General features: G+C 61.5%; 20 protein-coding genes and 1 tRNA gene. 12 read left to right on the top strand and 9 right to left on the bottom strand.

Annotated elements, in window-relative coordinates; genetic code table 11:
* Positions 1-228: 228 nt before the first annotated feature.
* Together WDB88_RS09840 and WDB88_RS09835 are read left to right on the top strand one after the other, a co-directional pair.
* Positions 229-1,257 carry a YihY/virulence factor BrkB family protein gene (locus WDB88_RS09840; protein WP_339107495.1) on the top strand — a complete coding sequence of 343 codons (1,029 nt, stop codon included), beginning with the start codon at positions 229-231 and terminating at the stop codon, positions 1,255-1,257.
* A gap of 95 nt (positions 1,258-1,352) precedes the next feature.
* On the top strand, positions 1,353-1,748 hold the full coding sequence (locus tag WDB88_RS09835) for a hypothetical protein (RefSeq protein ID WP_339107494.1): 396 nt from the start codon (positions 1,353-1,355) through the stop codon (positions 1,746-1,748).
* On the opposite strand, the gene WDB88_RS09830 is transcribed toward WDB88_RS09835, so the two are convergent.
* The 3 genes from WDB88_RS09830 to WDB88_RS09820 all read right to left on the bottom strand — a co-directional run bounded on the left by WDB88_RS09830 (position 1,745) and on the right by WDB88_RS09820 (position 4,580).
* Positions 1,745-2,449 carry a heparan-alpha-glucosaminide N-acetyltransferase gene (locus tag WDB88_RS09830; RefSeq protein ID WP_339107493.1) on the bottom strand — a complete coding sequence of 235 codons (705 nt, stop codon included), beginning with the start codon at positions 2,447-2,449 and terminating at the stop codon, positions 1,745-1,747. The two genes, WDB88_RS09835 and WDB88_RS09830, sit on opposite strands and share 4 nt — an antisense overlap.
* Before the next feature lie 222 nt (positions 2,450-2,671).
* Positions 2,672-4,006, bottom strand: a complete 1,335-nt coding sequence (tig, locus tag WDB88_RS09825; protein ID WP_339107492.1) for a trigger factor — start codon at positions 4,004-4,006, stop codon at positions 2,672-2,674.
* 489 nt (positions 4,007-4,495) lie between these two features.
* Positions 4,496-4,580, bottom strand: a tRNA-Leu gene (locus WDB88_RS09820).
* Positions 4,581-4,744: 164 nt separating this feature from the next.
* Between WDB88_RS09820 and WDB88_RS09815 the strand changes: the two genes are divergently transcribed.
* Positions 4,745-5,224: a Hint domain-containing protein gene (locus WDB88_RS09815; protein ID WP_339107491.1), complete on the top strand. Its 480-nt coding sequence runs from the start codon at positions 4,745-4,747 to the stop codon at positions 5,222-5,224.
* 67 nt (positions 5,225-5,291) lie between these two features.
* Here the strand turns inward: WDB88_RS09815 and WDB88_RS09810 are convergent, their stop codons facing one another.
* The gene (locus WDB88_RS09810) at positions 5,292-6,884 is read right to left on the bottom strand and encodes an NAD(P)H-hydrate dehydratase (protein ID WP_339107490.1); all 1,593 of its coding nucleotides are present in this window, start codon (positions 6,882-6,884) and stop codon (positions 5,292-5,294) included.
* A 256-nt stretch (positions 6,885-7,140) separates the two neighbouring features.
* Here WDB88_RS09810 and WDB88_RS09805 point away from each other — a divergent pair, with 256 nt between their 5' ends.
* From WDB88_RS09805 to WDB88_RS09790, 4 genes are all read left to right on the top strand, one after another.
* Entirely contained in the window at positions 7,141-7,479 is a 339-nt protein-coding gene (locus WDB88_RS09805; protein ID WP_339107489.1) for a P-II family nitrogen regulator, read from the top strand.
* 71 nt (positions 7,480-7,550) lie between these two features.
* Positions 7,551-8,960 carry a type I glutamate--ammonia ligase gene (gene glnA, locus WDB88_RS09800; RefSeq protein WP_339107488.1) on the top strand — a complete coding sequence of 470 codons (1,410 nt, stop codon included), beginning with the start codon at positions 7,551-7,553 and terminating at the stop codon, positions 8,958-8,960.
* Positions 8,961-9,089: 129 nt separating this feature from the next.
* Positions 9,090-10,763 carry a gamma-glutamyltransferase gene (ggt, locus tag WDB88_RS09795; RefSeq protein WP_339107487.1) on the top strand — a complete coding sequence of 558 codons (1,674 nt, stop codon included), beginning with the start codon at positions 9,090-9,092 and terminating at the stop codon, positions 10,761-10,763.
* A 250-nt stretch (positions 10,764-11,013) separates the two neighbouring features.
* The gene (locus tag WDB88_RS09790) at positions 11,014-11,670 is read left to right on the top strand and encodes a LysE family translocator (RefSeq protein WP_339107486.1); all 657 of its coding nucleotides are present in this window, start codon (positions 11,014-11,016) and stop codon (positions 11,668-11,670) included.
* 99 nt (positions 11,671-11,769) lie between these two features.
* Here the strand turns inward: WDB88_RS09790 and glpK are convergent, their stop codons facing one another.
* The gene (gene glpK, locus WDB88_RS09785) at positions 11,770-13,263 is read right to left on the bottom strand and encodes a glycerol kinase GlpK (protein WP_339107485.1); all 1,494 of its coding nucleotides are present in this window, start codon (positions 13,261-13,263) and stop codon (positions 11,770-11,772) included.
* A gap of 61 nt (positions 13,264-13,324) precedes the next feature.
* On the bottom strand, positions 13,325-14,044 hold the full coding sequence (locus WDB88_RS09780; protein ID WP_339107484.1) for an MIP/aquaporin family protein: 720 nt from the start codon (positions 14,042-14,044) through the stop codon (positions 13,325-13,327).
* Positions 14,045-14,568: 524 nt separating this feature from the next.
* Here WDB88_RS09780 and WDB88_RS09775 point away from each other — a divergent pair.
* Positions 14,569-16,182, top strand: a complete 1,614-nt coding sequence (locus tag WDB88_RS09775) for an FAD-dependent oxidoreductase (protein WP_339107483.1) — start codon at positions 14,569-14,571, stop codon at positions 16,180-16,182.
* A gap of 178 nt (positions 16,183-16,360) precedes the next feature.
* Entirely contained in the window at positions 16,361-17,128 is a 768-nt protein-coding gene (locus WDB88_RS09770; protein WP_339107482.1) for a DeoR family transcriptional regulator, read from the top strand.
* A gap of 17 nt (positions 17,129-17,145) precedes the next feature.
* Here WDB88_RS09770 and WDB88_RS09765 read toward each other — a convergent pair whose 3' ends face one another.
* On the bottom strand, positions 17,146-18,591 hold the full coding sequence (locus WDB88_RS09765) for an NCS1 family nucleobase:cation symporter-1 (protein ID WP_339107481.1): 1,446 nt from the start codon (positions 18,589-18,591) through the stop codon (positions 17,146-17,148).
* Positions 18,592-18,879: 288 nt separating this feature from the next.
* Here WDB88_RS09765 and WDB88_RS09760 point away from each other — a divergent pair, with 288 nt between their 5' ends.
* Complete coding sequence (locus WDB88_RS09760) at positions 18,880-19,161, top strand: FeoA family protein (RefSeq protein ID WP_339107480.1); 282 nt, start codon at positions 18,880-18,882, stop codon at positions 19,159-19,161.
* A 21-nt stretch (positions 19,162-19,182) separates the two neighbouring features.
* Positions 19,183-21,060: a ferrous iron transporter B gene (locus tag WDB88_RS09755; protein WP_339107479.1), complete on the top strand. Its 1,878-nt coding sequence runs from the start codon at positions 19,183-19,185 to the stop codon at positions 21,058-21,060.
* Between the two features lie 11 nt (positions 21,061-21,071).
* Here WDB88_RS09755 and WDB88_RS09750 read toward each other — a convergent pair whose 3' ends face one another.
* Positions 21,072-21,833: a Crp/Fnr family transcriptional regulator gene (locus WDB88_RS09750; RefSeq protein ID WP_339107478.1), complete on the bottom strand. Its 762-nt coding sequence runs from the start codon at positions 21,831-21,833 to the stop codon at positions 21,072-21,074.
* 248 nt (positions 21,834-22,081) lie between these two features.
* On the opposite strand from WDB88_RS09750, the gene WDB88_RS09745 reads away from it, so the two are divergent.
* Complete coding sequence (locus tag WDB88_RS09745; RefSeq protein WP_339107477.1) at positions 22,082-22,663, top strand: YceI family protein; 582 nt, start codon at positions 22,082-22,084, stop codon at positions 22,661-22,663.
* Positions 22,664-22,788: 125 nt separating this feature from the next.
* On the opposite strand, the gene WDB88_RS09740 is transcribed toward WDB88_RS09745, so the two are convergent.
* Positions 22,789-23,409 (bottom strand): DNA-3-methyladenine glycosylase I, encoded by a 621-nt coding sequence (locus tag WDB88_RS09740; protein ID WP_339107476.1) that lies wholly within the window; start codon positions 23,407-23,409, stop codon positions 22,789-22,791.
* Between the last annotated feature and the right edge of the window lie 76 nt (positions 23,410-23,485).

The following is a 23,485-nucleotide window of genomic DNA, read 5'->3' as shown; positions in this document are numbered from 1 at the left end:
CTTTTCGCGACGTTTTGAAACCGCGCCTTTCGGGGCGCGGTTTTTTTATTTCCGGCAAGAGCTTATCGGAAATGGAACCATAGCCTGCCTGATCCGTTTGAAGGCAAAGACAGAAAGTGCCCCATGCCCGCAACGCCCTCCAGACGGACCCTCGCACGGCTTTTTGTCGCAGGGCTTGCGCTCTGGCAGGCCTTTGCTAAGGTCGCCCCCCCGAAGGAGACAGCCGCCATGTCCGACAGATCCAAGCCGCAACCGGGGCGTCGTGCCTCTGACCCGCCCGAGGATGCGGCAGCCTATGGTGATCCGGCGGATCGGAGTTGGGGACGGCAGGCAGCGGGCCCGTTCCATATGGGGCTGGAAGCGTGGTGGTGCGTGCTCTTGCGGACCAAAGGACAGATCACCGAAGACCGCGTGATGGCGGTGGCCGCCGGCGTGACGTTCTATTCCATCCTCGCGCTTTTTCCGGCCTTGACTGCGCTGGTCTCGATTTTCGGCTTTTTCGCGGACCGTGGCGAGGTTCTGTCGATGCTTGACGAGGTGTCGCGCTTTGTGCCGCCCGAAGCGTTGACGCTGATCCGTGGCCAGTTGGAGGCGCTGATCGGGGCGGATCAGAGTGCGCTTGGCTGGACATCGATCGTCAGTATTGCGCTGGCGCTCTGGACGGCGAATGGCGGGATGAAGGCGCTGATCGAGGCGCTGAATGTCGCCTATAACGAACGTGAAAACCGCAACTTTTTCTGGATGAATATCGTCGGGCTGGGCATGACGCTCGGCGCGATCGTCTTTCTTTGTGTGCTGATCCTTGCAGCGGCTGTCTTGCCGGTGGCGCTGGCCTTCCTGCCGCAGATTCCCGGCTGGGGGTTTGTGGTGCTGGTGGCGCGCTGGCCCCTGATGGCGGGCGTTCTGGTGCTGGCCCTGTCCATGCTCTATCGCATTGCCCCCAACCGCCGCGCGCCGCGTCTGGTCTGGGTCTTGCCGGGGGCTCTGGCCGGATCGGTGCTGCTGTTGCTCTCGAGCTGGGGGTTTTCCTTCTATACCTCGAATTTCGGTAATTATTCGGCCACTTATGGCTCTATCGGCGCGGTGGTCGTGCTGATGATGTGGATCTGGATCGCGACCATTGCCGTGATGCTGGGGGCCGAGCTGAATTCAGAGGCCGAGCGCCAGACCGCGCGGGATAGCACCGTGGGCCCCCGCCAGCCATTGGGGCAGCGCGAGGCCGATGTGGCGGATAGCGTGGCGGATATCTCCTCCTGAGAGGAAATGTCATTTTGGGCGCGGTGATCATTCTATTGGCCGATAAGCGGCCAAGTTTTGCCCCAGTTTTCGCGCACCCTGCGTAGGATCGGCGGTTGACCTGCCGTATCGGCACAGGCCTGCTGTATCGGCACGGGTCTGTCGAGGCAGGGGAGACTACTGTGGCTTGGCTACGCTTTCTGACAGCGGTCATCGTGCCGACGGTGGCTTTGACGCTGGGGCTTCTGGCGGTCTACCAGCAAGGGGCAGCGGCCATTGGCCCGCGTGAACCGGAAGGGCGGTTGGCGGCCTCACCGCGGCCTGTCGCGCATCCACGGCGGCTGGCTGCGAGGCCGGACGTTTCCGCGCCTGTTCTCTTTGGGCCTGCTGCCCGTGGAGATCGTCCCGTTCTTCTGCCTACGCGCATGACGCCTGTCCCGACGCAGGCCAGACCGGCCTATTTGCGGGTCGAAGGGGGCACATGGACGCGCAGCCAGCGCTTGCGGCGCTAGCGCATCGCGGCCACAAGCCACAGGCTGCCGAAGATCACCGGTTGGTGGATCAGATAGACGGCAAGGCTGTGCCGCCCCAGAAAGCCAAGCCGTCGCAAGCCCCTGTTATGGGGCAGATCGCGTCGCAACAGGCCTAACCCGTCTGCCAGCTTCGCACCGCCCAGCCCCAGCAGCACCATGCCCAGCCAAGGAAAGACCGGGACGAAATCCATCGCCGCCCCCCAGCGTGTTGACAGGCCGATCCACCAGAGCCACGGGGCATTCATCTGTGGCATCGCGAAGAGATAAGGCATGAACAGCGCCAGTCCCCCCAACAGAATTGTCACAAGCGCGGGCAGTCTAAGGCAGGCCAGCGCCAGCAGCGAACAGATGGCGATGGAATGCAGGATGCCGAAATAGACATAGAAGCCCGGCATGGCGAGATAGGTCACCCCAGATACCGCTATCGCCCCTGCAACAATCGCGGCCTCGCGCCGCCAGAACCCGCGCCAGCCTATGCTGCGCCCATGTGCCAGCCAGAGGCTGACCCCCACCAGAAGCAGGAAACTGCCTGCAATGGCGCGCGCATAATCGGGCCACCAGAGCGGAAGGTCCGGATGGAAGCCGAGCGCCTCCAGATCATAGCCCAGATGGAAACTGGCCATAGCGATCAGCGACAGGCTGCGGAGAAGGTCGGGCCAGATCAGGCGGGAAGAGGACATGCTACCTCGGAAATTGGGTATGGCTGGAAGATCAGCCGCGCCGCTACGAAGTCAAGGGCGGAGCCGTCACGAAATGGACAGGCGGGCCAGAGGAAGGGCAGAGCACCGCTTTGACGGGCGGACCTGTGATCGGAGAGAGAGCGTCGGCCTTACGCATCGGCCAAGAAAAACGGGCAGGTTTTGGACCCGCCCGTTTTCCGAATGATCGAAAGTCTGGAAAGCTTAGAGCTCGTCGAGCGCTTCGATGGCTTTCTGCAGGTCTTCTTTCGACACGTCCTTATCGGTGACTTCGGCTTTCTCGACGATGAAATCGACAACCTTGTCCTCGAAGATCGGCGCGCGCAGCTGTTGTTGCATCTGCGGGTTCTGCTGGATGAACTCGAAGAACTGACGCTCTTGGCCCGGATATTGACGCGCTTGCATCATCACCGCTTGGGTCATTTCGGCATCGGTCACTTCGATTTCTTGCTTGCGGCCGATTTCTGCCAGCAGCAGGCCCAGACGCACGCGACGCTCGGCAAGTTTCTTGTGCTCGTCGGTCGGCTCGATCGCGCCATGATTATGGCCGTGATCTTCGGGGTGCTCTTCGTGATAGAGCTGATGCGCGATCTGGTTGGCTTCCGCATCAACCAGCGTCGGCGGCAGTTCGAAGGACACTTTGCCATCCAGCGCGTCCAGCAGGCCGCGTTTCAGGATCTGACGCGAAGCGCCTTTGTATTCCTGACCCAGACGCTCTTTGATCTGCTCTTTCAGCGCATTGAGGTCTTCGGCACCGAATTTCTTGGCCAGCTCGTCATCGATCTCGGCTTCTTTCGGGCCGCGGACTTCTTTGACGGCGCATTTGAACAGGGCTTCCTTGCCTGCCAGATGCTCGGCTTGATAGGCCTCGGGGAAGGTCACTTTGACTTCGACTTCTTCCTCTTCCTTGGCACCGACCAGCTGGTCTTCGAAGCCGGGGATGAAGGAGTTGGAGCCGAGCACCAGCGGATAGTCTTCGCCTTTGCCGCCCTCGAATGCGACATCATCCACGAAGCCTTCGAAATCGATCACGACCTGATCGCCGTCTTTCGCTTTCGAGCCTTTGCGGCGCTTTTCGAAGGATTGTGCATTTTTGGCCAGACCTTCAAGGGCTTCGGTCACGGCTTCGTCAGCGGGGGTCACGACGAGGCGCTCGAGTTTGATGTCCGATGCGTCGAATTCCGGAATTTCCGGCAGCGCTTCATAGGAAACGGTAACAACAACGTCGTCGCCTTCTTTCCAGTTCTCGCCGTCTTTCATCTCGACTTTCGGCTGCATCGCCGGACGGTCACCCGATTTCTCGAAATGCTCGTTCATTGCGCCGTCGATGGCTTCCTGCATGGTTTCGCCCATGAGGCGCGCACCGAATTGCTTTTTCAACATCGGCATCGGAACCTTGCCCTTGCGGAAGCCCTTCAGCTCGATCTCGGGCTGCGCTTCCTTGAGCTTGGTCGTGACTTTCTCTTCGAGCTCGGCGCCGGTGATGGTGATTTCGTAGCCGCGGCTGAGGCCTTCGTTGAGGGTCTCGGTGACCTGCATGTGGATTTCCTTCTTTGATGAATGCCGCGAGTCAATGCGCGGCAGGCAAGCTCAATTTCACGCGCCGTTCTATGGGGCGGCACACGTGGAAGCAAGGTGAAACTCTGTGTTTACAGGGCAGGAATGTCATAAAAGAGCGCGTTCTGGCCGTTGCTGGCCGTTGCCGGGCGGTGATTGCGGCAGAAGGCTTGGCGGGAAGGTCGCGGCAACCCCCTGTCAGGGCGCGTCGTGCCGCAGGGGTGGCGCGCCAGTGCGGCGTGGCAAATGGCCGAAATGGGGCCGCCCGATTCCAAGATCCACGCCTGGACAGGGCATGAAACGCGCTCGATGGCCCGGAAATATCGGGCGCAGGCAAACCAGAAACGGGCCTCACAATACGCGCAAGAGCGACGGGAACAGAACAAGCCCAGAACGTGAATGTGCCAACTTGTGGCGAAACGCTGATCGGAGGAAAGGTTGAAAATGTCGGAAAGCCCAAAAATTTCAGAGTGGTGCGGGTGGAGGGACTTGAACCCCCACGCCGTTAGGCGCCAGAACCTAAATCTGGTGCGTCTACCAATTTCGCCACACCCGCAACAAGGTGCCTTTTAGCAACGCCTCTGGTGCATGCAAGAGGGATTTTCCATTTTTTTGCTGCGGGACGGGAAAAACTGCGTAATGTTGGTAAAGAAATGAATAACGCGGCAAATCGCGAATTTACCAACGGGCAGGCGCATCATGCAAAAGCAGGATTCTATAATGTCTTATGGCCATTACGCGGCAGAAGATCTGCTTGAGGCGCGGGCGCGGTATTCGGCCGTTGGCGTGGCGCAGGGCGCGCAGATCCGGACCTCGGAGGGCGATCTTCCGGTGGAATACCTGTGTCCGGGTGATCGCATCGTGACCCGTTCGGGAATGCGTGTGCTGCGTGCGGTGACGGTGCAGCATGCAGATCGCCATGTGCTGCGGTTTCCGGCGGGCAGTCTCGGGCAGGGGCGTCCGCAATCCGTGCTCTATCTCGGCGCGCAGACGCGTATGCCGCTGGGAGGCTGGCGGGCGCAAACGCTTTACGAGGCCGAAACCGCCTCTGTGCCGGCATCGAAGCTATGCGACGGGCAGGTGGTGCGTGTGGCACTTGAGCGGCCCGTGCGGCTTTATGCGCTGCATTTCGATACGGTCGAGACCTTCTTTGCCGAGGGGATCGAGGTCGAGGCGCAGGTCGTGCCCGCGACAGCCTGAGATCGTCTGAGGGGGCGGCAGATCAGATAGAAAAAACCGGGCAGAGGCCCGGTTTTTGTGTTTTGCGTTATGCGAAGAGCGCGCGCATCAGCGCTGGCAGTTCGTCGGGGAGGTCTTCGGCCAAGAGACCCGGACCGAATTGCCGTGCGGCCTCGACATGCATCCAGACGGCCAGTTCGGCGGCGCCCAGAATGTCGCGGTGATGCGGGTCCTGCGTCGCCAGAAGGCCGGTGATCATCCCTGCCAGCACGTCACCGGCCCCTGCCGTTGCCAGCCAAGGGGCGGCGCGCTCGCGCAGGGCGGGATGTACCGAGGCGCAGCCATCGGGGCGCGCGATCACTGTGACCGGACCTTTCAGCAACACCACCGCCCCTGCACGTTCGGCTGCGCGGCGGGTGAGGGTGAGACGGTCGCTCTGGTGTAGCTCGGCTGCCAGATCGGGGAAAAGGGTACGGAATTCACCCTCATGCGGGGTCAGGATGCAGTCTTCATGCAGGTGGTTGAACAGCACCTGCGGGTCTTCCCCGAAGCAGGACAGCGCATCGGCATCCAGCACCGTGGCCCGCTTGCCCCAGAGGGCGGCAGGAACCATTTCCTGCGCGCGTTTATGGCCCAGACCCGGCCCCAGACAGAGCGCGCGCAGGCGGTCGTCCTCCATCCAGCCGCGCAGGGTGTAGCTGTCGGGCAGGGGGCGCAGCATCAGGGCGTTGATCTGGGCGGCGGTTTCGGGCACGGCCGATTGCGGCGCGGCAATGGTCACCGCCCCCGCGCCGATCCGCAGAGCCGCGCGTGCGGCCATCCGTGCCGCCCCGCCCTGACCCAGACCGCCGGACAGCACAATGGCATGTCCGCGCTGGTATTTATGCGCCGCCTTATCGAGATGCGTGACGCTTTGGAACCAGCGCTGGAACGCTTTGGGGCGATTGCCGCGTACCAGATCAACGAGCCGCAGGGCATGGGGCTGTTTGGGCAGATCCGCAAGGGCTGCCGCATCCTTGCCCGCCCCGCCCGGCAGGCCGATATCGACGATTTCCAGCCGCTGCCCCGCAAGTGCCGACAGCACATGCCCCGGTTTCGGGAGATGGAAGGTTACGCACAGATCCGTGGCGATATGGCGACGCGATTCGTCCGTGCTCCATTCCGTCAGGGCTTCCTGATCAAGGCTGCGCGGAGGCTCGGGCGCCAGAAAAACCCCGCGATCCAGATCGAAACCGGAGGGGCAGTCGACGGCCACCACTTTCGGAATATGACGCCAGCGCGCCGTCGCGGGGCGGGGCGGACGGGCCGCGACCGCGCCGAACAGGGCCAAATATTCGGTGCCAAGCGGGCGGGTGCAGCCGATCCCGAAGAGCGCATCGACGATGATATCGGGGCGGTGGCCGGTGGCCGCCATCGCAAAGCCGTGCTGCTCGACGGCGGCGGGCAGATTGGCCAGCGCATGGGCGGCGGCCCCTTCATGGCTGTGGTTGAGTTCGCGCAGCACCTCGACCCGCCAGCCGCGTGCACTCAGATGCTGGCCCACAACATAGCCGTCCCCGCCATTATTGCCCGGACCGCACAAAATAACGGCACAGGGCGGCTCTGCGCTGCTTTCAAGCTCCAGAAATTGCGGCCAGTTGCGCAGGATCGCCGCAGCCACACCCGCGCCGGCACGTGCCATCAGTTTGTCTTCATCTGACAGTTTCTTGGACAAAGCGCTTTGTTCTGCGGCGCGCATTTGGGCAGTTGTGAGAATTTCGCTCAATCGTAAGCCTTTATGTTTGCAAATCGCTCATTCAATACGCAACATGGCGTAAATTTGGGCGCACTAACCGGATTCCCAAGTCAAGCTGGGACAAGATGAGCCTAGTCGATTGCGGGGGCCGAAGGAAAGTGCTGAGAAGTGCCGAGAAGGCCAAGACGAAGGAGTCGACGGAATGAAAAAGATCGAAGCGATCATCAAACCGTTCAAACTGGATGAAGTGAAAGAAGCTCTTCAAGAGGCTGGCATCCAAGGCCTGTCGGTGATTGAAGTCAAAGGGTTCGGGCGTCAGAAAGGGCATACAGAGCTCTATCGCGGCGCGGAATATGTCGTTGATTTCCTTCCCAAGGTTAAAATCGAGATGGTGATTTCCGACGATATGGTCGAGGCCGCCGTCGAGGCGATCACCTCTGCCGCCCGCACCGAGAAAATCGGCGACGGCAAGATCTTCATCTCGCCGGTCGAGGAAGCGATCCGCATCCGGACCGGTGAAACTGGCGACGACGCGATCTGATCGCGTCCCGCCCAAACGCATGTCGGACCTAAAGTCCGGTGTCTTATTGCTCAACGAAAGGGTTGCTACGAATGAGCTCTGTTAAGGACGCCCTCAAGCTGATGAAGGACGAAGAAGTCGAATACGTTGATGTTCGCTTCACCGATCCGCGCGGTAAACTCCAACACGTGACTCTGGTCGTTGATCTGGTCGACGAAGACTTCTTCGAGGAAGGCTTCATGTTCGACGGCTCGTCCATCGCGGGCTGGAAATCGATCGACCAATCCGACATGAAGCTCATCCCCGATGCTTCCTCGGTTTATATCGACCCCTTCTACGCTGAAAAAACCATGTGCGTGCACTGCGTTGTGGTCGAGCCCGACACCGGCGAAGCCTATGACCGCTGCCCGCGTCAGGTTGCGGCCAAAGCCGAAGCCTATCTGAAATCCTCGGGTATCGGCGATGCGGCCTTCTTCGGCCCCGAAGCCGAATTCTTCCTCTTTGACGACGTGCGCTACTCGGTCACGCCGGCCAAAGTGTCCTTCCAGATCGACGCGGAAGCGGCGGCATGGAACACCGACACCCCGTCGGAAATGGGCAACCTCGGCCACCGTGCGGGCCACAAGGGCGGCTACTTCCCGGTGAACCCCGTTGACGAAGCCCAAGACCTGCGTGGCGAGATGCTCTCGACCATGAAGCGCATGGGCATCAAGGTCGACAAGCACCACCACGAAGTGGCGACCTGCCAGCACGAACTGGGCATGATCTTCGGCCAGCTCACCGAGCAAGCCGATAACATCCAGAAATACAAATACGTGATCCACAACGTGGCCCACGCCTATGGCAAATCGGCGACCTTCATGCCGAAGCCGATGAAAGGCGATAACGGCTCGGGCATGCACGTGAACATGTCGATCTGGAAGGACGGCAAGCCGCTCTTTGCTGGCGACAAATACGCAGACCTGTCGCAAGAGGCGCTGTATTTCATCGGTGGTATCCTTAAGCACGCGAAAGCTCTGAACGCGCTGACGAACCCCTCGACCAACTCCTACAAGCGTCTGATCCCGGGCTTCGAGGCTCCGGTTCTGCGCGCCTATTCGGCAAGCAACCGTTCGGGCTGTGTCCGTATTCCGTGGACCAACTCGCCCAAAGCAAAGCGCGTCGAAGCCCGCTTCCCCGATCCGTCGGCAAACCCCTATCTGTGCTTCGCAGCCCTGATGATGGCAGGCCTCGACGGCATCAAGAACAAGATCGATCCGGGCCCGGCATCGGACAAGGACCTCTACGATCTTCCGCCGGAAGAGCTCGCAGAAATCCCGACCGTTTGCGGCTCGCTGCGTGAGGCTCTGGAAGCCCTCGAAGCCGATATGGACTTCCTGACCGCAGGTGACGTGTTCACCAAGGACATGCTGGAAGGCTATATCGCGCTCAAATGGGAAGAGGTCTATGCCTACGAGCATACCCCGCACCCGATCGAGTACCAGATGTATTACAGCTGCTAATCTCCGGATTGCTTTGTGACAAAGGAAAGCGCTGCCTTCGGGTGGCGCTTTTCCATTTTGAATTAAAGGCTTGCGCTGCTGTTTTGAGGTTTTAGGTTAGGTTTTGTTAACCTTGATCGAGGGTCCCGGATGTCTGCCAAAATCTCCTTTCCATCGAAAACGCCGGTCTTTGCCCGTGGTGGCATGGTGCTGGCCAACCATCCGTTAGGGGCGGCTGCGGGCATCGAGGCGCTGGCGGCGGGCGGCAATGCCGCCGATGCGGCTGTGGCCACGCTGCTGACGCTTTCGGTGGTCGAGCCGATGATGGTGGGGATCTGCGGTGGCGGGCTGGTGCATCTGCGCGATGCGCAGGGCCAGCACGAGATTATCGACGGGCTGTCCTGCGCAGGCGCGGCCTCGGAGCCCGCGATGTATCGCCCGCTTTCCGATGTGCCGCCGCTACAGATGCAGACGGTGGACCGCCAGAACGAATTTGGGGCCTCGGCGGTTGCCGTGCCGGGAAGTCTGCGGGCATGGGCGCTTTTGCACGAGCGTCACGGGCGCTTGCCCTTTGCCGATCTGTTCGGGGCTGCGATCCGTCATGCACGTCAGGGCTTTGTGGTGACCCCGTATCTGGCAGGCTCGATTTCCGAGGCGCGTCATGACCTTGCACGCACCCCCGATATGGCGGCGCTGTTCCTGCCAAAGGGCGCGCCGCTGCGCAAAGGGGACCGTCTGCTCCAGCCCGATTATGCCGCCACCTTGGAAGAGATCGCCCTGCAGGGGCCGGATGCGCTGTATCATGGCGCGCTGGGGCGGAAACTGGTGGACTATCTGGCCACGGGGCCTGTGCCTCAGGCCCGGCTGACGCTTCAGGATCTGGCCGGATACGCCCCGCAGGTGCTGGCGCCGGTTCAGGGGCACTATCGCGGCTTCGATATTTTCGGCCCGCCGCCGCCTGCCTCTTCCGGCGTGCATGTGACGCAGATGCTTAACATGCTGGAAACCCGCGATCTGGCGGCGATGGGTTTTGACAGCCCCCTACGGGCGCAGCTTCTGGCCAATGTGATGCGCGCGGCCTTTGCCGACCGTGCCCGTCATAGCGGGGATCCGCGTTTTGTGGATATTCCGGTCGGGCGACTGACCTCGAAAGACTATGCCCGCGCGCTGATGGAGGGCGTGCCGCCGGTCACGGCCGCGCAAGGCTATGAAAGCCGCGACACGACCCATATTACCATCGCCGATGGCGAGGGGATGATTGTCACGGCAACCTTCACGATCAATTCGCTCTTTGGCGCGCGGGTGATGGTGCCGGGGACGGGGATGATCCTCAATAATTATATGTGCAATTTCGACCCCAATCCGGGCCGGGCGCTTTCTGTCGCGCCGGGCAAGCGGGTGCCCACCTCGATGGCTCCGATGATCGTGGCGCGGGAGGGCCGGCCCTTTCTTGCGCTGGGGCAGCCCGGCGGCACGCGGATTTTCCCTTCGGTGCTGCAGGCGATGGTGAATATCATCGATCACGGCATGGCGCTGCAAGAGGCGGTCGAGGCCCCGCGGCTCTGGACCCAGGGCGCAGAGATCGAGCTGGAGCCGCGCTTTGCGGCGCTGGCTCCCGCGCTGGAGGCGGCGGGCCTTGCGGTCAAGCATGTGCCCCATATCGGCGGCGGGCTGAACGCGATCCGTTTCCATGCGGACGGGCAGATGGAGGGCGCGGCCTGCTGGCGGGCGGATGGCACGGTGCTGGGGCTGGGCGGTGGTCTGGCAGAGGAGGGCGTGCGCTTCTGGCCCGACCGTTCGCAGGGGAGTTCCTCGCCGAATTGACGGCCCGAAGGGACGGCTGCGCGAAAGGATGGGGCCGCGAAGGGATAGGGGGATCATCTGTGGCCTCCTTCCACATGTCCCCCACGCTGACACCAAAGCTCGCCGCGATCCTGTCGGGCTTTGGCATCACGTCTTTCGGCAGGCGGCAGATGTCGCGCCCATGCGCCCTCGGTCAGTGGCTTTCGAAAAACGCTTTACGTGGGCCGAGATCCGTGGCTGGCTCATGCAAGATGTCTTCGGGAGGATCATCATGACCTTTCATCTCTGGCTGGCCTTCGCGTCCGCCTCTCTTGCGTTGTTGTTGATACCGGGGCCGACTGTGCTGCTTGTCCTGACCTATGCCCTGAGCCAGGGGCGTCGCGTGGCGCTGGCGACGGTTGCAGGCGTCGCGCTTGGCGATTTCGTGGCAATGTCCGCCTCGCTCGCCGGTCTCGGAGCACTGGTGCTGGCCTCTTCGGGAGTGTTTCTGGCTCTGAAGTGGATCGGGGCGGCCTATCTGGTCTATCTCGGGGTCCGACTGTTTTGCAGCGCACCGGCGGCCCGCTTGGGGACGCTGGCACAGGCACAGGCACAGGCACAGGCACAGGCACAGGCAGCGCCCGCATCGCCGCGTCGCGTCTTTTTTCACGCGGTCGCGGTGACGGCGCTTAATCCGAAATCCATTGTCTTCTTCATCGCTTTCGTGCCGCAGTTCCTTGCGCCCGACAGGGCTTTAGCACCGCAATTCGCAGGGCTTATCGCAACTTTTGTGGGGTTGGCGGCGTTGAACGCGCTGGCCTATGCCCTGCTGGCCGACAGATTGCGCCGGAACATCGCGCGCCCCAATGTGCTACCCGCCCTGACCCGATTGGGCGGCGGGGCACTTGTGGCGATGGGCATCGCGACAGCCGCTTTGCGCCGCGCCTGAGAGGGAGGCCCAAGGAGGGGCGCCCGAAAAGGGGCACACAGGAAGGCGCACAGAGGGGCGCGTAAAAAAAGGCCGCCCCGAAAGGCGGCCTTGATGGGGTTATTTGAAGGCCATCGTGGCCTTCACCGCCTTCTGCCAGCCCGCGTAAAGTTTGGCCGATTGTTCGGGGGGCATCTTCGGTTCGAACACGCGGTCCACGGCGGCCATTTCCACCAGCTCCTCTTTCGAGGACCAGAAGCCCACGGCCAGCCCTGCCAGATAGGCCGCCCCAAGGGCTGTGGTCTCGATCACGGTGGGGCGCTCGACCTCCTTGCCCAGGATATCCGACTGGATCTGCAACAGAAGATCATTGGCCACCGCGCCACCATCCACGCGCAGTTTGGCAAGCTCGATGCCGCTATCGGCCTCCATCGCCGACAGCACGTCCTTGGTCTGGTAGCACAGCGATTCCAGCGTCGCGCGGATGAAATGCTCTTTCGAGGTGCCACGGGTCAACCCGAACACCGCGCCGCGCACTTCCGAATCCCAGTACGGCGCGCCAAGGCCCACAAAGGCGGGCACGACATAGACCCCGTCGCTATCTTCAACGCGGGCGGCATAGGTCTCGGATTCCTTGGCATTGCGGAACATGCGCAGCCCGTCGCGTAGCCACTGGATGGCGGAGCCCGCCACAAAGATCGACCCTTCAAGCGCGTATTCGACGCGGCCGTCGACGCCCCAGGCGATGGTGGTCAACAGGCCGTTCTCGGATTTCACCGGACGCTCGCCCGTGGTCATCAGCATGAAGCAGCCGGTGCCATAGGTGTTCTTTGCCATGCCTTTTTCAAAGCAGAGCTGGCCGAATTGCGCCGCCTGCTGGTCGCCTGCCATGCCCGCGATCGGTAGCTGGATGCCCTGGAACGCGTCGCGATGGGTGGTGCCATACACCTCGGAGGAGGGGCGCACCTCGGGCAGCATCGAGGCCGGAATGGTCAGATGCTCCAGCAGCTCCTCATCCCATTTCAGCTCGAAGATATTATACATCAGCGTGCGCGAGGCGTTGGTGTAATCGGTGACATGGACCTCGCCGCCGGTCAGTTTCCAGACGAGCCATGTGTCGATGGTGCCAAACAGCAGATCGCCGGCCTCGGCCTTTTCACGCGCCCCTTCGACATTATCGAGGATCCATTTGACCTTGGTCCCCGAGAAATAGGCATCGATCAGCAGGCCGGTCTTGTCGCGGAAAGTGTCATCCAGCCCCTTGGCCTTCAGGTCCTTGCAGACATCAAGTGTCTGGCGTGACTGCCAGACAATGGCATTATAGACGGGGCGGCCCGTTTTCTTGTCCCAGACCACGGCGGTTTCGCGCTGGTTGGTGATCCCGATCGAGGCGATCTCGTCCGAGGTCACCTCGGCGTTTGACAAGAGCTCTGCCACAACGGATTGCACCGAGGACCAGATCTCCATCGCATTATGCTCGACCCAGCCGGGCTTGGGGAAAATCTGCGCGAATTCCTTCTGGGTGGTGTGGATGATCTGGCCAGCCTTGTCGAACAGGATGGCGCGCGAGCTGGTCGTGCCCTGATCAATGGCAAGAACGTATTTCTTGGTCATGTCCTTTTCCTTCCCTTGAGAGGATGCGCCTTCTTGGGCCCCATCCCCGATCCTCATGAATTTAGCCAGCCACCGGAGAGACAAGCGCCATATACAGATAGACCCCCGCGATGGCACCACAGATCGGTGCGACAACCGGAAGCCATGCATAGCCCCAGTCGCTGTCGCGCTTGCCCTTGATCGGCATCAGGGCATGGGCGATGCGGGGGCCCAGGTCGCGGGCGGGGTTGATGGCATAGCCGGTGGGGCCTCCCAGCGACAGGCCGATGGCCAGAATGAAGAAGCCCACGATCAGCGGGTTCAGCCCCTCGGCAAAGCTGTTGGCACCGATGCAGCTCAGCCCGAAAGACAGCACCGCCGTGCCCAGAAATTCGGACAGGAAGTTCGCGGGCGTGTTGCGGATGGCGGGCTGGGTGCAGAAAACGGCCAGTTTCAGATCGGCATCCTCGGTCTCGGCCCAATGTGGCAGATACATCAGATAGGTCAGCACGCCGCCCAGAATGCCGCCTGCCATCTGGCCCGCGATATAGACGGGCACCAAGCTCCAGCTCAGCTGGCCGGTCAGGGCAAAGGCGATGGTCAATGCGGGGTTGAGATGCGCGCCGGAATATTTTCCCGCCACATAGACACCGAAGGTGACCGCCATCCCCCAGCCAAGAGCGATCACGATCCAGCCGCCGTTGAACCCCTTGGATTTTGCAAGCAATACGTTGGCCACGACGCCGCAGCCGAAAAGTGTCAGGACGGCGGTCCCGACAAGTTCACTCAGAAAGAAGTTCATACTTCCTCCCCCCTAATAAGCCCTCGAAAACTGTCGCTGTGACCCGGATCGGAAAGGCCGTTCCTCGCGGCTTTCCGGTCTCCTCCATAGTGACCGGGTCACGGGTAATTTCGATTCTCCATCCGAGCAAGGGCAAAATGTTCGGAATCGAAAATTATGAACTCAAACTTGGCCCATTCGAACATCTGGTCAATATCTCTTTGAATGTTAGCGGATGACAGTTCCGTGAGCGGAGATGCGGAAAGACCATTCGTGGATAAATTGCGAATATTCGATATGTTTTCGCGATTCTCTCTGAGGACTGGGCAGGGAGGTTGCCCTGCATTGGCGATGATAGCTGCAAACCGATCCGGATCTTGACGGGTCCGAAGGCGGATTTGCGCCCGTTTCAGCGGAAAATCAGGAGCATTGAGGTGCCATTTCCTGTCATGACGCTTTCACTTGAAAAAAATCGAACATCAATCTATCTGGAAAGGACAGCGGACGTTCCGCGACCTGTTTCCTATCCGGCACGAGGCTATCCGATGCGCGCTGAGACACTTGCCAAGCTGCAAAGCAATGAACTCTTCGATCTTCTGATCATTGGCGGCGGGGCAACCGGCTGCGGGATTGCGGTCGATGCGGCCACGCGAGGGCTGAAGGTGGCGCTTGTCGAGCGTTACGATTTCGCGGAAGGCACGTCCAGCCGGTCCACCAAACTGGTGCATGGCGGCGTGCGCTACCTTGAGGCGGCGGTCAAAAAGCTCGACCGCGGGCAATATGATCTGGTGCGCCATGCGTTGCACGAACGCGGGGCACTGTTGCGCAATGCGCCGCATCTGTCGCGCCCGCTGCCGCTGATCACGCCGGTCTATAGCTGGCTGCAGGTGCCCTATCTTTACGCCGGACTGAAGCTCTATGATATTCTGTCGGGCAAGATGAATATCGGCCATTCCAAGATCATCAGCGCGAAAAAGGCCAAGGCGCGGTTTCCGATGCTGCGCTCCAAGGGGCTGAAGGCGGTTGTGCAATATTACGACGGGCAATTCGTGGATTGCCGGATGTGCGTGACCCTTGCCATGACGGCGCAGCGGGCAGGGGCGGTGATGGCCAACCATATCGCGGTGACCAGCCTCACCCACGAGGCGGGCAAGATCATCGGCGCCAATGTCGAGGATGCGATGACCGGCGCGGCCTTCGCGATCCGCGCCAAGAAGGTGGTCAATGCGACCGGCCCCTTTGCCGATACCATCCGCCGGATGGACCATGCCGATGCCAAGCCGATCCTGAAGGGCAGCTCGGGGATCCATATCCTGCTGGACAGCTCTTTCGTGCCGCCCGATGAGGGGCTGCTGATCCCGCAGACCGATGACGGGCGGGTGGTCTTTATTCTGCCGTGGCAGGGGCAGGCGCTGGTGGGCACCACCGACACCTCCTGCGAGGTGGTCGATCATCCCACCGTGTCCGAGGAAGATATCGCCTATCTGCTGGATTATGTGAAACGCTATTTCGACATCAATGTAACGCGCGCGGATGTGAAATCGGCATGGTCGGGCATCCGGCCTCTGGTCTTCAATCCCGAGGCCAAGGACACCGCAGAGCTGGCGCGTGACCATGTGATCATCGAGGATGGCTCGGGGCTGATCACCATTTCGGGCGGCAAATGGACCACCTACCGGCATATGGCGGAAGAGGCGGTCGATAAGGTCGTCTCGGGCGGCGCATTTGCGGGGCTGAAGCCCTGTCTGACCCATGACATGAAGCTTCTGGGGGCCGAAAACTACGTGCCCGAGGGGGCGCAGGCTCTGGCCCGCGAGTTTGGCCTGCCGCCGGATGTGGCCCGTCACCTGCATCATTCCTATGGTGACCGTGCGCCCGTGGTGGCGGGGATTGCGCGCGACGAGGGCTGCGCGACCCGTCTGGCCGAGGCGCATCCCTATATCGAGGCAGAGGTGCTTTATGCGATGCGCCACGAGGCTGCGCTGCGGGTGGCCGATGTGCTATGCCGCCGCATGACGCTGACCCATGTCGACAGCCGTGCCGCCGATGCCGCGATTGCCCGTGTGGCGGATCTGATGGCGCGCGAGGCCGGATGGGATGCTCCGCGTCTTGCGGCAGAGATCGCGCTGGCCGAACAGCGCACGCAGATCGCCCTGTAACCCGAACCCTTTCCGTGTCCGGCCTTGAGCGGGGGGCGGAAAGGTGGGCGCGCGGGGCCGGACGAAATGGGCCCGTCCGGCCTCGCGGCGCACGCCCTTTCGGGGCCTAAGCACTTGACAGATTTGGCTCTGCTTCGCCAAGTAGGGCCTGCCGGTGCTTCATGAGATCAAGGTCGCGATGTCCACGCTTACCCAACGCCAGAACCAGATTACCGAAATCGCCCGTTCCGAAGGGTTCGTAGGCATCGAGGATATTGCCGTGCGTCTTGACGTGACGCCGCAGACGATCCGGCGCGACATCAAGCTGCTTTGCGATATGGGGATCTTGCACCGCTATCATGGCGGGGCGAGCCTGATGACCAATACCCGCAACCGCGATCATGCCCGCCGCCGCGAGGACATGGCGCATGAGAAGGCCCGCATCGGCGAGATGGTGGCCGCGCATATTCCCGATGGGGCCTCGCTTTTCCTGAATATCGGCACCACGACCGAGGCCATCGCGCAGGCCCTCCTTGGCAAAAAGGATCTGCATGTGGTGACCAATAACATCAATGTGGTCACGCTGCTTTCCAGCCGCGAGGATTTCGATATCACCATCGCGGGCGGTCAGGTGCGCAAGCGCGATCTGGCGGTGGTGGGCGAGGCGACGATCGGGTTTATCAACCAGTTCAAGGTGGATTTCGGGATCATCGGGATTTCGGGGATCGACGAAGATGGCACGCTTCTGGATTTCGACTACCGCGAGGTGCAGGTGGCGCAGGCAATCATTGCCAATTCGCGCACGACCTTCCTTGCGACCGATCACACGAAATTCGGGCGTCGCGCGATGGTCAAGCTGGGCCATCTGAACGATCTCGACGGTCTGTTTATCGATGCGCTGCCTGCCGCACCCTATGCCGAGATGCTGGAGGCCTCGAAGGTCTCGGTGCATGTGGCCAAGCCCTGAGGCTTGGCCTGTCGGGCTTACAGCACAATCCGCGAGGGGGCGAGAATGCGGTAGAGGAGGCCGCCCAGAAGCGCGCCGAAGATCCATGCATAGCCGGATAGCACGGCCAGCACCGGCACCCAGACCGTGGCCACCGAGAAGACCGCAGCAATGACGAAGGCAATCAGCGCCGCATCGTTCCAGCCGTTTTTATACTGGTAGCGCCCGCCCTTGGCGCGGTAGAGGTCGGCCTTGTCCAACCGCCCTCTGCGCAGCAGGAAGTAATCCGCGATCATGATGCCATAAAGCGGGGCCAGTGTCGCGCCCAAAGTGTTGACAAAACCCGAGATGCCGACATCGGCGATGAAGCTCACCCATAGCCCGCCGATCACCAGCGCAAAGCCCGAGGTGATCGCCCCTGCCATGCGAAAGCTGATATGGCGCGGCGCGAGATTGGCGATGCCATTGACCGCAGGGATGAAATTCGCCACCAGATTGATGCCCACCGTCGCGGCGAAGAAGGTGATTGCGGCGATGATGCCAAGGATCACGCTATCGGTGCGCGCGACGATCTCGGTCGGGTTGGTGAGCGCCTCGCCATAGACCACGGCAGCCCCTGCGGTGGTCAGCAGCGCCAGCGCGGAAAACAGCACCATATTCAGCGGCAGCCCCGCCAGATTGCCCAGCATCATGGCGCGTGTCGATTTCGCATAGCGCGAGAAATCGGAGAAGTTGATCAGCACGGCGGCGAAATAGGACACCATCGTGCCGACAATCGCGACAAAGCCCGAGGTTTCGGTCCAGAACGTGCCTTCGGGATTGGCGAAGATGGTCTGCGCCTGTGTCCAGAGCTGCCCGTCGGATTTGATCCAGAGCACGATCAGCAGGCCGATCATCACCGCATAGACAAACGGGCCCGCGACATTAAGAAAGGTCTCTACCCAGTTCATTCCACGCCAGAAAATGACGATATGGAAGGCCCAGACAAGGAGGAAGCTGATCCAGTCGATCGTGCCCAGACCAAGAAAGGTGCCGCCCGCGCCCAGACCCGTGACAGAGCGGATCAGCAGCGCCAGTGCCGTCGAGGCGAAATAGACCTGCACCCCGTACCAGAACACCGCCACGATGGCGCGCAGGATGGCGGGAAGTTTTGCGCCCTGAAGTCCTTGGCTTGCGCGCGCCAGCACCGGATAGGGAATGCCGTAACGCTGGCCTGCCACGCCGGACAAGGTCACCAGCCCCATTACCAGAAGCCCCGCCACGATCAGTGCCGCAAAGGCCGTCCACCCGCTGACCCCATAGGAGATGAACAGCGAGGCCACCAGTGAATATCCGAAAAGCGACTGGATATCATTGGCCCAGATGTTGAAGATGGCAAACCACCCCCAGGTCTGTTCGTAGGGGGCGGTCGGGGCCAACGGGTCGCTGTCATGCGGCGAGGAGGGCAGATGGACCCTTTCGGGGTCGAAGCTTGCATCGGTCATGGGGCGTCTCTTTATGGTTGTCTTATGGAGCATCCTTGATGGGCCCAGCCTAGGCGCGGCGCGGGGACAGGGGCATCTGGCCTGCGGAAAATCGCAAGCAGGCTTCGGGAATTGCGCGGTGGATGCCTGCTTTTCGGGCGTCTGGGCGCGGAAACGGGCGGTCTGTGGCGGGGAGGGACCGTGCAATCCTGATCTTTTCACTCACTTTCCGGCGATTTGATCTGGCGCATGGTTGCGAAATGTATCCGAGTCATTCTATCAGGATGTGACCTGTATAGGATTCGCCTGATGGAACTTGGACAGATTGACGCAATCGAGCGCACGGTGGCTCTGGGGCTGACCCGCAAGGGCTATCGCGGGCGGGTGGCCTGTATCCTGCCGATCCCGGGCAATGGCCGCCTTGCGCCCGAAGAGATGGAGCGTCGTCTGATCGAGATGGGCTTCATCGAGGGCGTGGAGATCTCTGTCATCCATGAAGGCCCGTTCGGACGCGACCCGATTGCGGTGCGCGTGGGCGAGGCGACGGTTGCGCTGCGCCGTCGAGATGCTATGGCAATCCTGACGGAGTAAGTTTCCCGACGGAGTGCATATATGCTCGAGCCTCAAGCCAGAGCGGATAGCCCCTTGCGGGTGGCCCTGATCGGGGCTCCGAATTGTGGCAAGACCTCATTATTCAATGCCCTGACCGGCGCCAACCAGCGGGTTGGCAACTATTCCGGCGTCACGGTTGAACGCAAGATCGGGCAGGCCGTGACACCTGCGGGTGTGCCGTTGACGGTGGTCGACCTTCCCGGAACCTATTCCTTGCGCGCGCGCAGTCCCGACGAGGTTGTGACGCGCGATGTCATTCTGGGGCGGCGCAAGGATGTGGGGCAGATCGACCTGCTGATGGTGGTGGCCGATGCCACCCATCTGCGCCCCGGCCTGCGTCTGGCGCAGGAATTGCGCGCCTGCGGTATTCCGATTCTCGTGGTGCTGAACATGATCGATATCGCCCGCCACCGCGGGATCGAGATCGATCTCGAGGTGCTGGAGCGTTCGCTTGGTCTGCCGGTTGCCGCCTCGACCGCGGTGCGCCGCGGGGGAATGGACGCGCTTTGGGGACGGCTTGACGGGCTGATCGGGCAGGGGCTGCCCGCGCGCGGCGCGATGACATGGGAGGCCCCGAGCGCCGCCCAGTTGCGCGCGGCGCTGCGGCAGGCCGACCAGTTGATTGCCCATGCCGTGCACAAGCCCGTAGCCCCCCGCAGCCTGACCGAGAAGGTGGATGCCGTCGTGCTCAACCCGTTTGCGGGGCCGATGATCCTGCTGGTGCTGATGTTTGCGATGTTTCAGGCGGTCTTTGCCGGTGCCGCGCCGCTGATGGAGGCGATCGGTGCGATGATCGACTGGCTTTCGGGCGCGGTCTCGGCGCTGTTGCCGGAGGGCCTGTTGCGCGGGCTGATCGTGGATGGCGCGATTGCCGGTGTGGGCTCTGTGGTGGTGTTCCTGCCGCAGATCGTGATCCTTTTCGGCTTTATCCTGATCCTCGAAGATCTGGGCTATATGGCGCGGGCAGCCTTCCTGATGGACCGTATCATGGGCCATGCGGGGCTGCACGGGCGGGCGTTCATTCCGCTTCTGTCCAGCTTTGCCTGCGCGGTGCCGGGCATCATGTCGGCCCGCGTGATCGATGATCGCCGTGACCGCCTGACAACCATCCTGATTGCGCCTTTGATGACCTGTTCGGCGCGTATTCCCGTCTACACCCTGCTGATCGGGGCCTTCGTGCCCGCCCGCAGCATCGGGCCGGGGATCGGGTTGCAGGGGCTGGTGATGTTCGGCCTCTTTGCCGCCGGTGTGATCTCGGCGCTGCTGGTGGCCTTTGTCAGCCGGATGCTGTTGCGCCGCAACGAGATTGCCGCGCCTTTGATGCTGGATCTGCCCGATTACAAGATCCCGCAGATGCGCGGTGTGCTGCTGGGCCTGTGGCAACGGGCGCGGGCCTTCCTGCGCCGCGCGGGCACGATCATCTTTTACGCTTCGGTGGTCGTCTGGGTGCTGTCGACCTTTCCGTTCCCGCCCGAAGGGGCAACGGAACCCGCCATCAATTACAGCTTTGCGGCCATGATCGGCCATCTGCTGGAACCGATCCTGTCGCCGATCGGCTTCAGTTGGCAGATCTGTGTGGCTCTGGTGCCCGGTATGGCCGCCCGCGAGGTGGCGGTGGCGGGGCTCTCGACCGTTTATGCCGTCTCGGGCGGGGAAACGGCGCTCGGGGCCGAGCTTGCGGCGAATTGGTCGTTGGCCACGGGAGTGTCGCTTCTGGTGTGGTATATCTTTGCGCCGCAATGCCTGTCGACGCTGGCGGTGATCCGGCGTGAAACGGGGCAGGCGCGCTGGATGTGGGTCTCGGTCGTCTATATGTTCGGGCTGGCCTATATCTGCAGCTTCATCGCCTATCACGTGATGCGGGCGCTCGGAGGGTAGCAGATCGGCGGCTAGAAGATCGGGCCGCCATCCTCATCATTGCCGGTGGCCTCCATAAGCGCGCGCATGTTCCAGATGGTGATCAACCGTGCGCTATTGGTGCTGAGAATGCCCGCCGCGCGCAGCCGTGCGAAATTCCGGCTGACGGTTTCGGGGGTCAGCCCCAGATAATCCGCGATCTCGTGGCGTGCGAGCGGCAGCGACAGTTCCACCCCCACGGGCGAACGCTGGCGGCGATGGCTATAGCGTTCGGCCACGGTGTAGATCATGCTGGCCAGCCGTTCGAGCGCGGTCTTGCGCCCCAGCACGAACATCCAGTCCCGCGCCTCCTGCAGGTCATGCAGCTTGCGCTCCAGCAGGCGGCGGGACAGGGCCTTTTCGGTCTCCAGCCGGTGTTGCAAGCTGGCTTCGGACAGGCAGCACAGCTCTAGCGGGGTGGTTGCGGTGATGGTGTATTTCGAGGCAAGCGCAGGGCGGGAATTGAAAATATCCGACGGGTAGAGAACCCCCACGATCTGTGAGCGCCCGTCGGACAGGCTGCGGGTCAGGCTGGCCGTGCCCGCGCGGATCGTTGCGGCATAGGGGAAATGATAGCCCGCCATCACCACTGCCTGACCGGGGGTGAAGCGCATATGTTTGAAGCCCGTGGCCGGTTCCGTCCCGGCGCTGTCACTGAGGGGGTCTGTCCGCCACAGGCAGTGACGTTCTTCGGGGCAGGTGATGCAGTCATCGGCGGTATTGCGCGCAATTTTCTGGTAAATCTGCCCGTCCATGCGACCCTCATAAAAAATTCAAATCCAAACACCATGCGCAACAAAATACCCGAAAACGCGTTCAAGGTTGCGCAACATTATTAACCAAAGGTTAAATTAAGCTATGACAGTAAAAAAGAGATGAATTCAGTTTTAAGCATGCTTGTGTTTTTTTCCGCACATAATTTGTTTGCTTCTGTTGAATTGTGCAAGGCCACCTTTGGGCTATCCTTCTATCCAACGTACTCATCCAAGCTTTGGAGATCCCAATGAAATCGCTCGTTCTTGCCGCCGGTCTGATGGCCTCTTTCGCGTCGATGGCCCATGCCGAGGCAGAAACCTATACGCTTGATCCCAGCCACAGCCAGATCGTCTTCGATTACAACCACCTTGGTTTCTCGACCACGACCAGCATGTTCTCGGGCTTTGAAGGCACGATCGAGTTTGACGCGCAGGATCCGGCAAAATCCTCGGTCAGCGTCGAATTTCCGGCGGAAAGCCTGATCACCGGCTGGGATGCGCGCACGAAGCATTTCATGACCGATGATTTCTTCGGCGCGGCCGAAAACCCCGAAATCACGTTCAAATCGACCTCGATCGAGGTAACGGGGGAGAAAACCGGCAAGATCACCGGCGATCTGACGGTCAATGGCGTGACCAAGCCGATCACTATCGACGCGACCATGACCCAGATGGGCGAGCATCCGATGCAGAAAAAGCCGTGGGTCGGTTTCGACGGAACCACCACGATCAAGCGTTCGGATTTCGATATGGGAATGTATGCGCCCTACGTGTCGGATGATGTCAATGTGCGGATTTCGATCGAAGCGATGAAGGGCACAGCGGAATAACCCCGATATCCCCTGGCCCATGCTGTATATGGGCCACCACTCAGAATGCCCGTCGCAATTTCGCGGCGGGCATTTCGCGTTCGCGGCGGGCATTTCGCGTTTTGCGCGCGAGGCTGTAAGGCGGCTCAGGCCTTGCAGGGCCGGCAGAAGGTGGCGCGAGCCTGTGCGACGCGCGCGCGGGTGATGCAGCCCTGCGCGTGGTCGTTGATCAATCCCATCGCCTGCATGAAGGCATAGACCGTTGTCGGCCCTACAAATTTCCAGCCGCGTTTGCGCAGGTCCTTTGACAGCCGCTCCGAAACGGGGGAGGTGGCCGCCGTCATCAGCGGCATCAGTTCCTGCGGTTGCGGTTCGTAGGACCAGAAATAGGCCCCCAAGGATCCGAATTCGGCCTGCAGTTCCAAGGCACGGCGGGCATTGTTGATGGTGGCCTCGATCTTGCCGCGATGGCGGATAATGCCTGCATCCTGCACAAGCCGTTCGACATCCTGCGCGCCGAACCGCGCGACCTGTTCGATCTCGAAGCCCGCGAAGGCGGCGCGGAAATTCTCGCGCTTGGCCAGAATGGTGCGCCAGCTCAGGCCGCTTTGGAACCCTTCGAGGCAGATCTTTTCGAACAGCCTGATATCGCAGCCCACGGGGAAGCCCCATTCGTCATCGTGATACCGGCGGTAGAATTCTGGCGCATCGGGCAGGCACCAGCCGCAGCGGCACTGCCCGTCCGGACCGGTTTCCAGCATGTTCATGATTTACCCCCTTCTGTTTGTCCCTATATCCTCGGGCAGAGGGCGCTGTGCAAGAGAAAAGGGGGCCGAAGCCCCC

Origin of the sequence: Thioclava sp. GXIMD4216, assembly GCF_037949285.1 — a bacterium.
In the GTDB taxonomy this organism is placed as follows: domain Bacteria; phylum Pseudomonadota; class Alphaproteobacteria; order Rhodobacterales; family Rhodobacteraceae; genus Thioclava; species Thioclava litoralis.
This window is presented reverse-complemented; position numbering and strand designations above follow the sequence as displayed.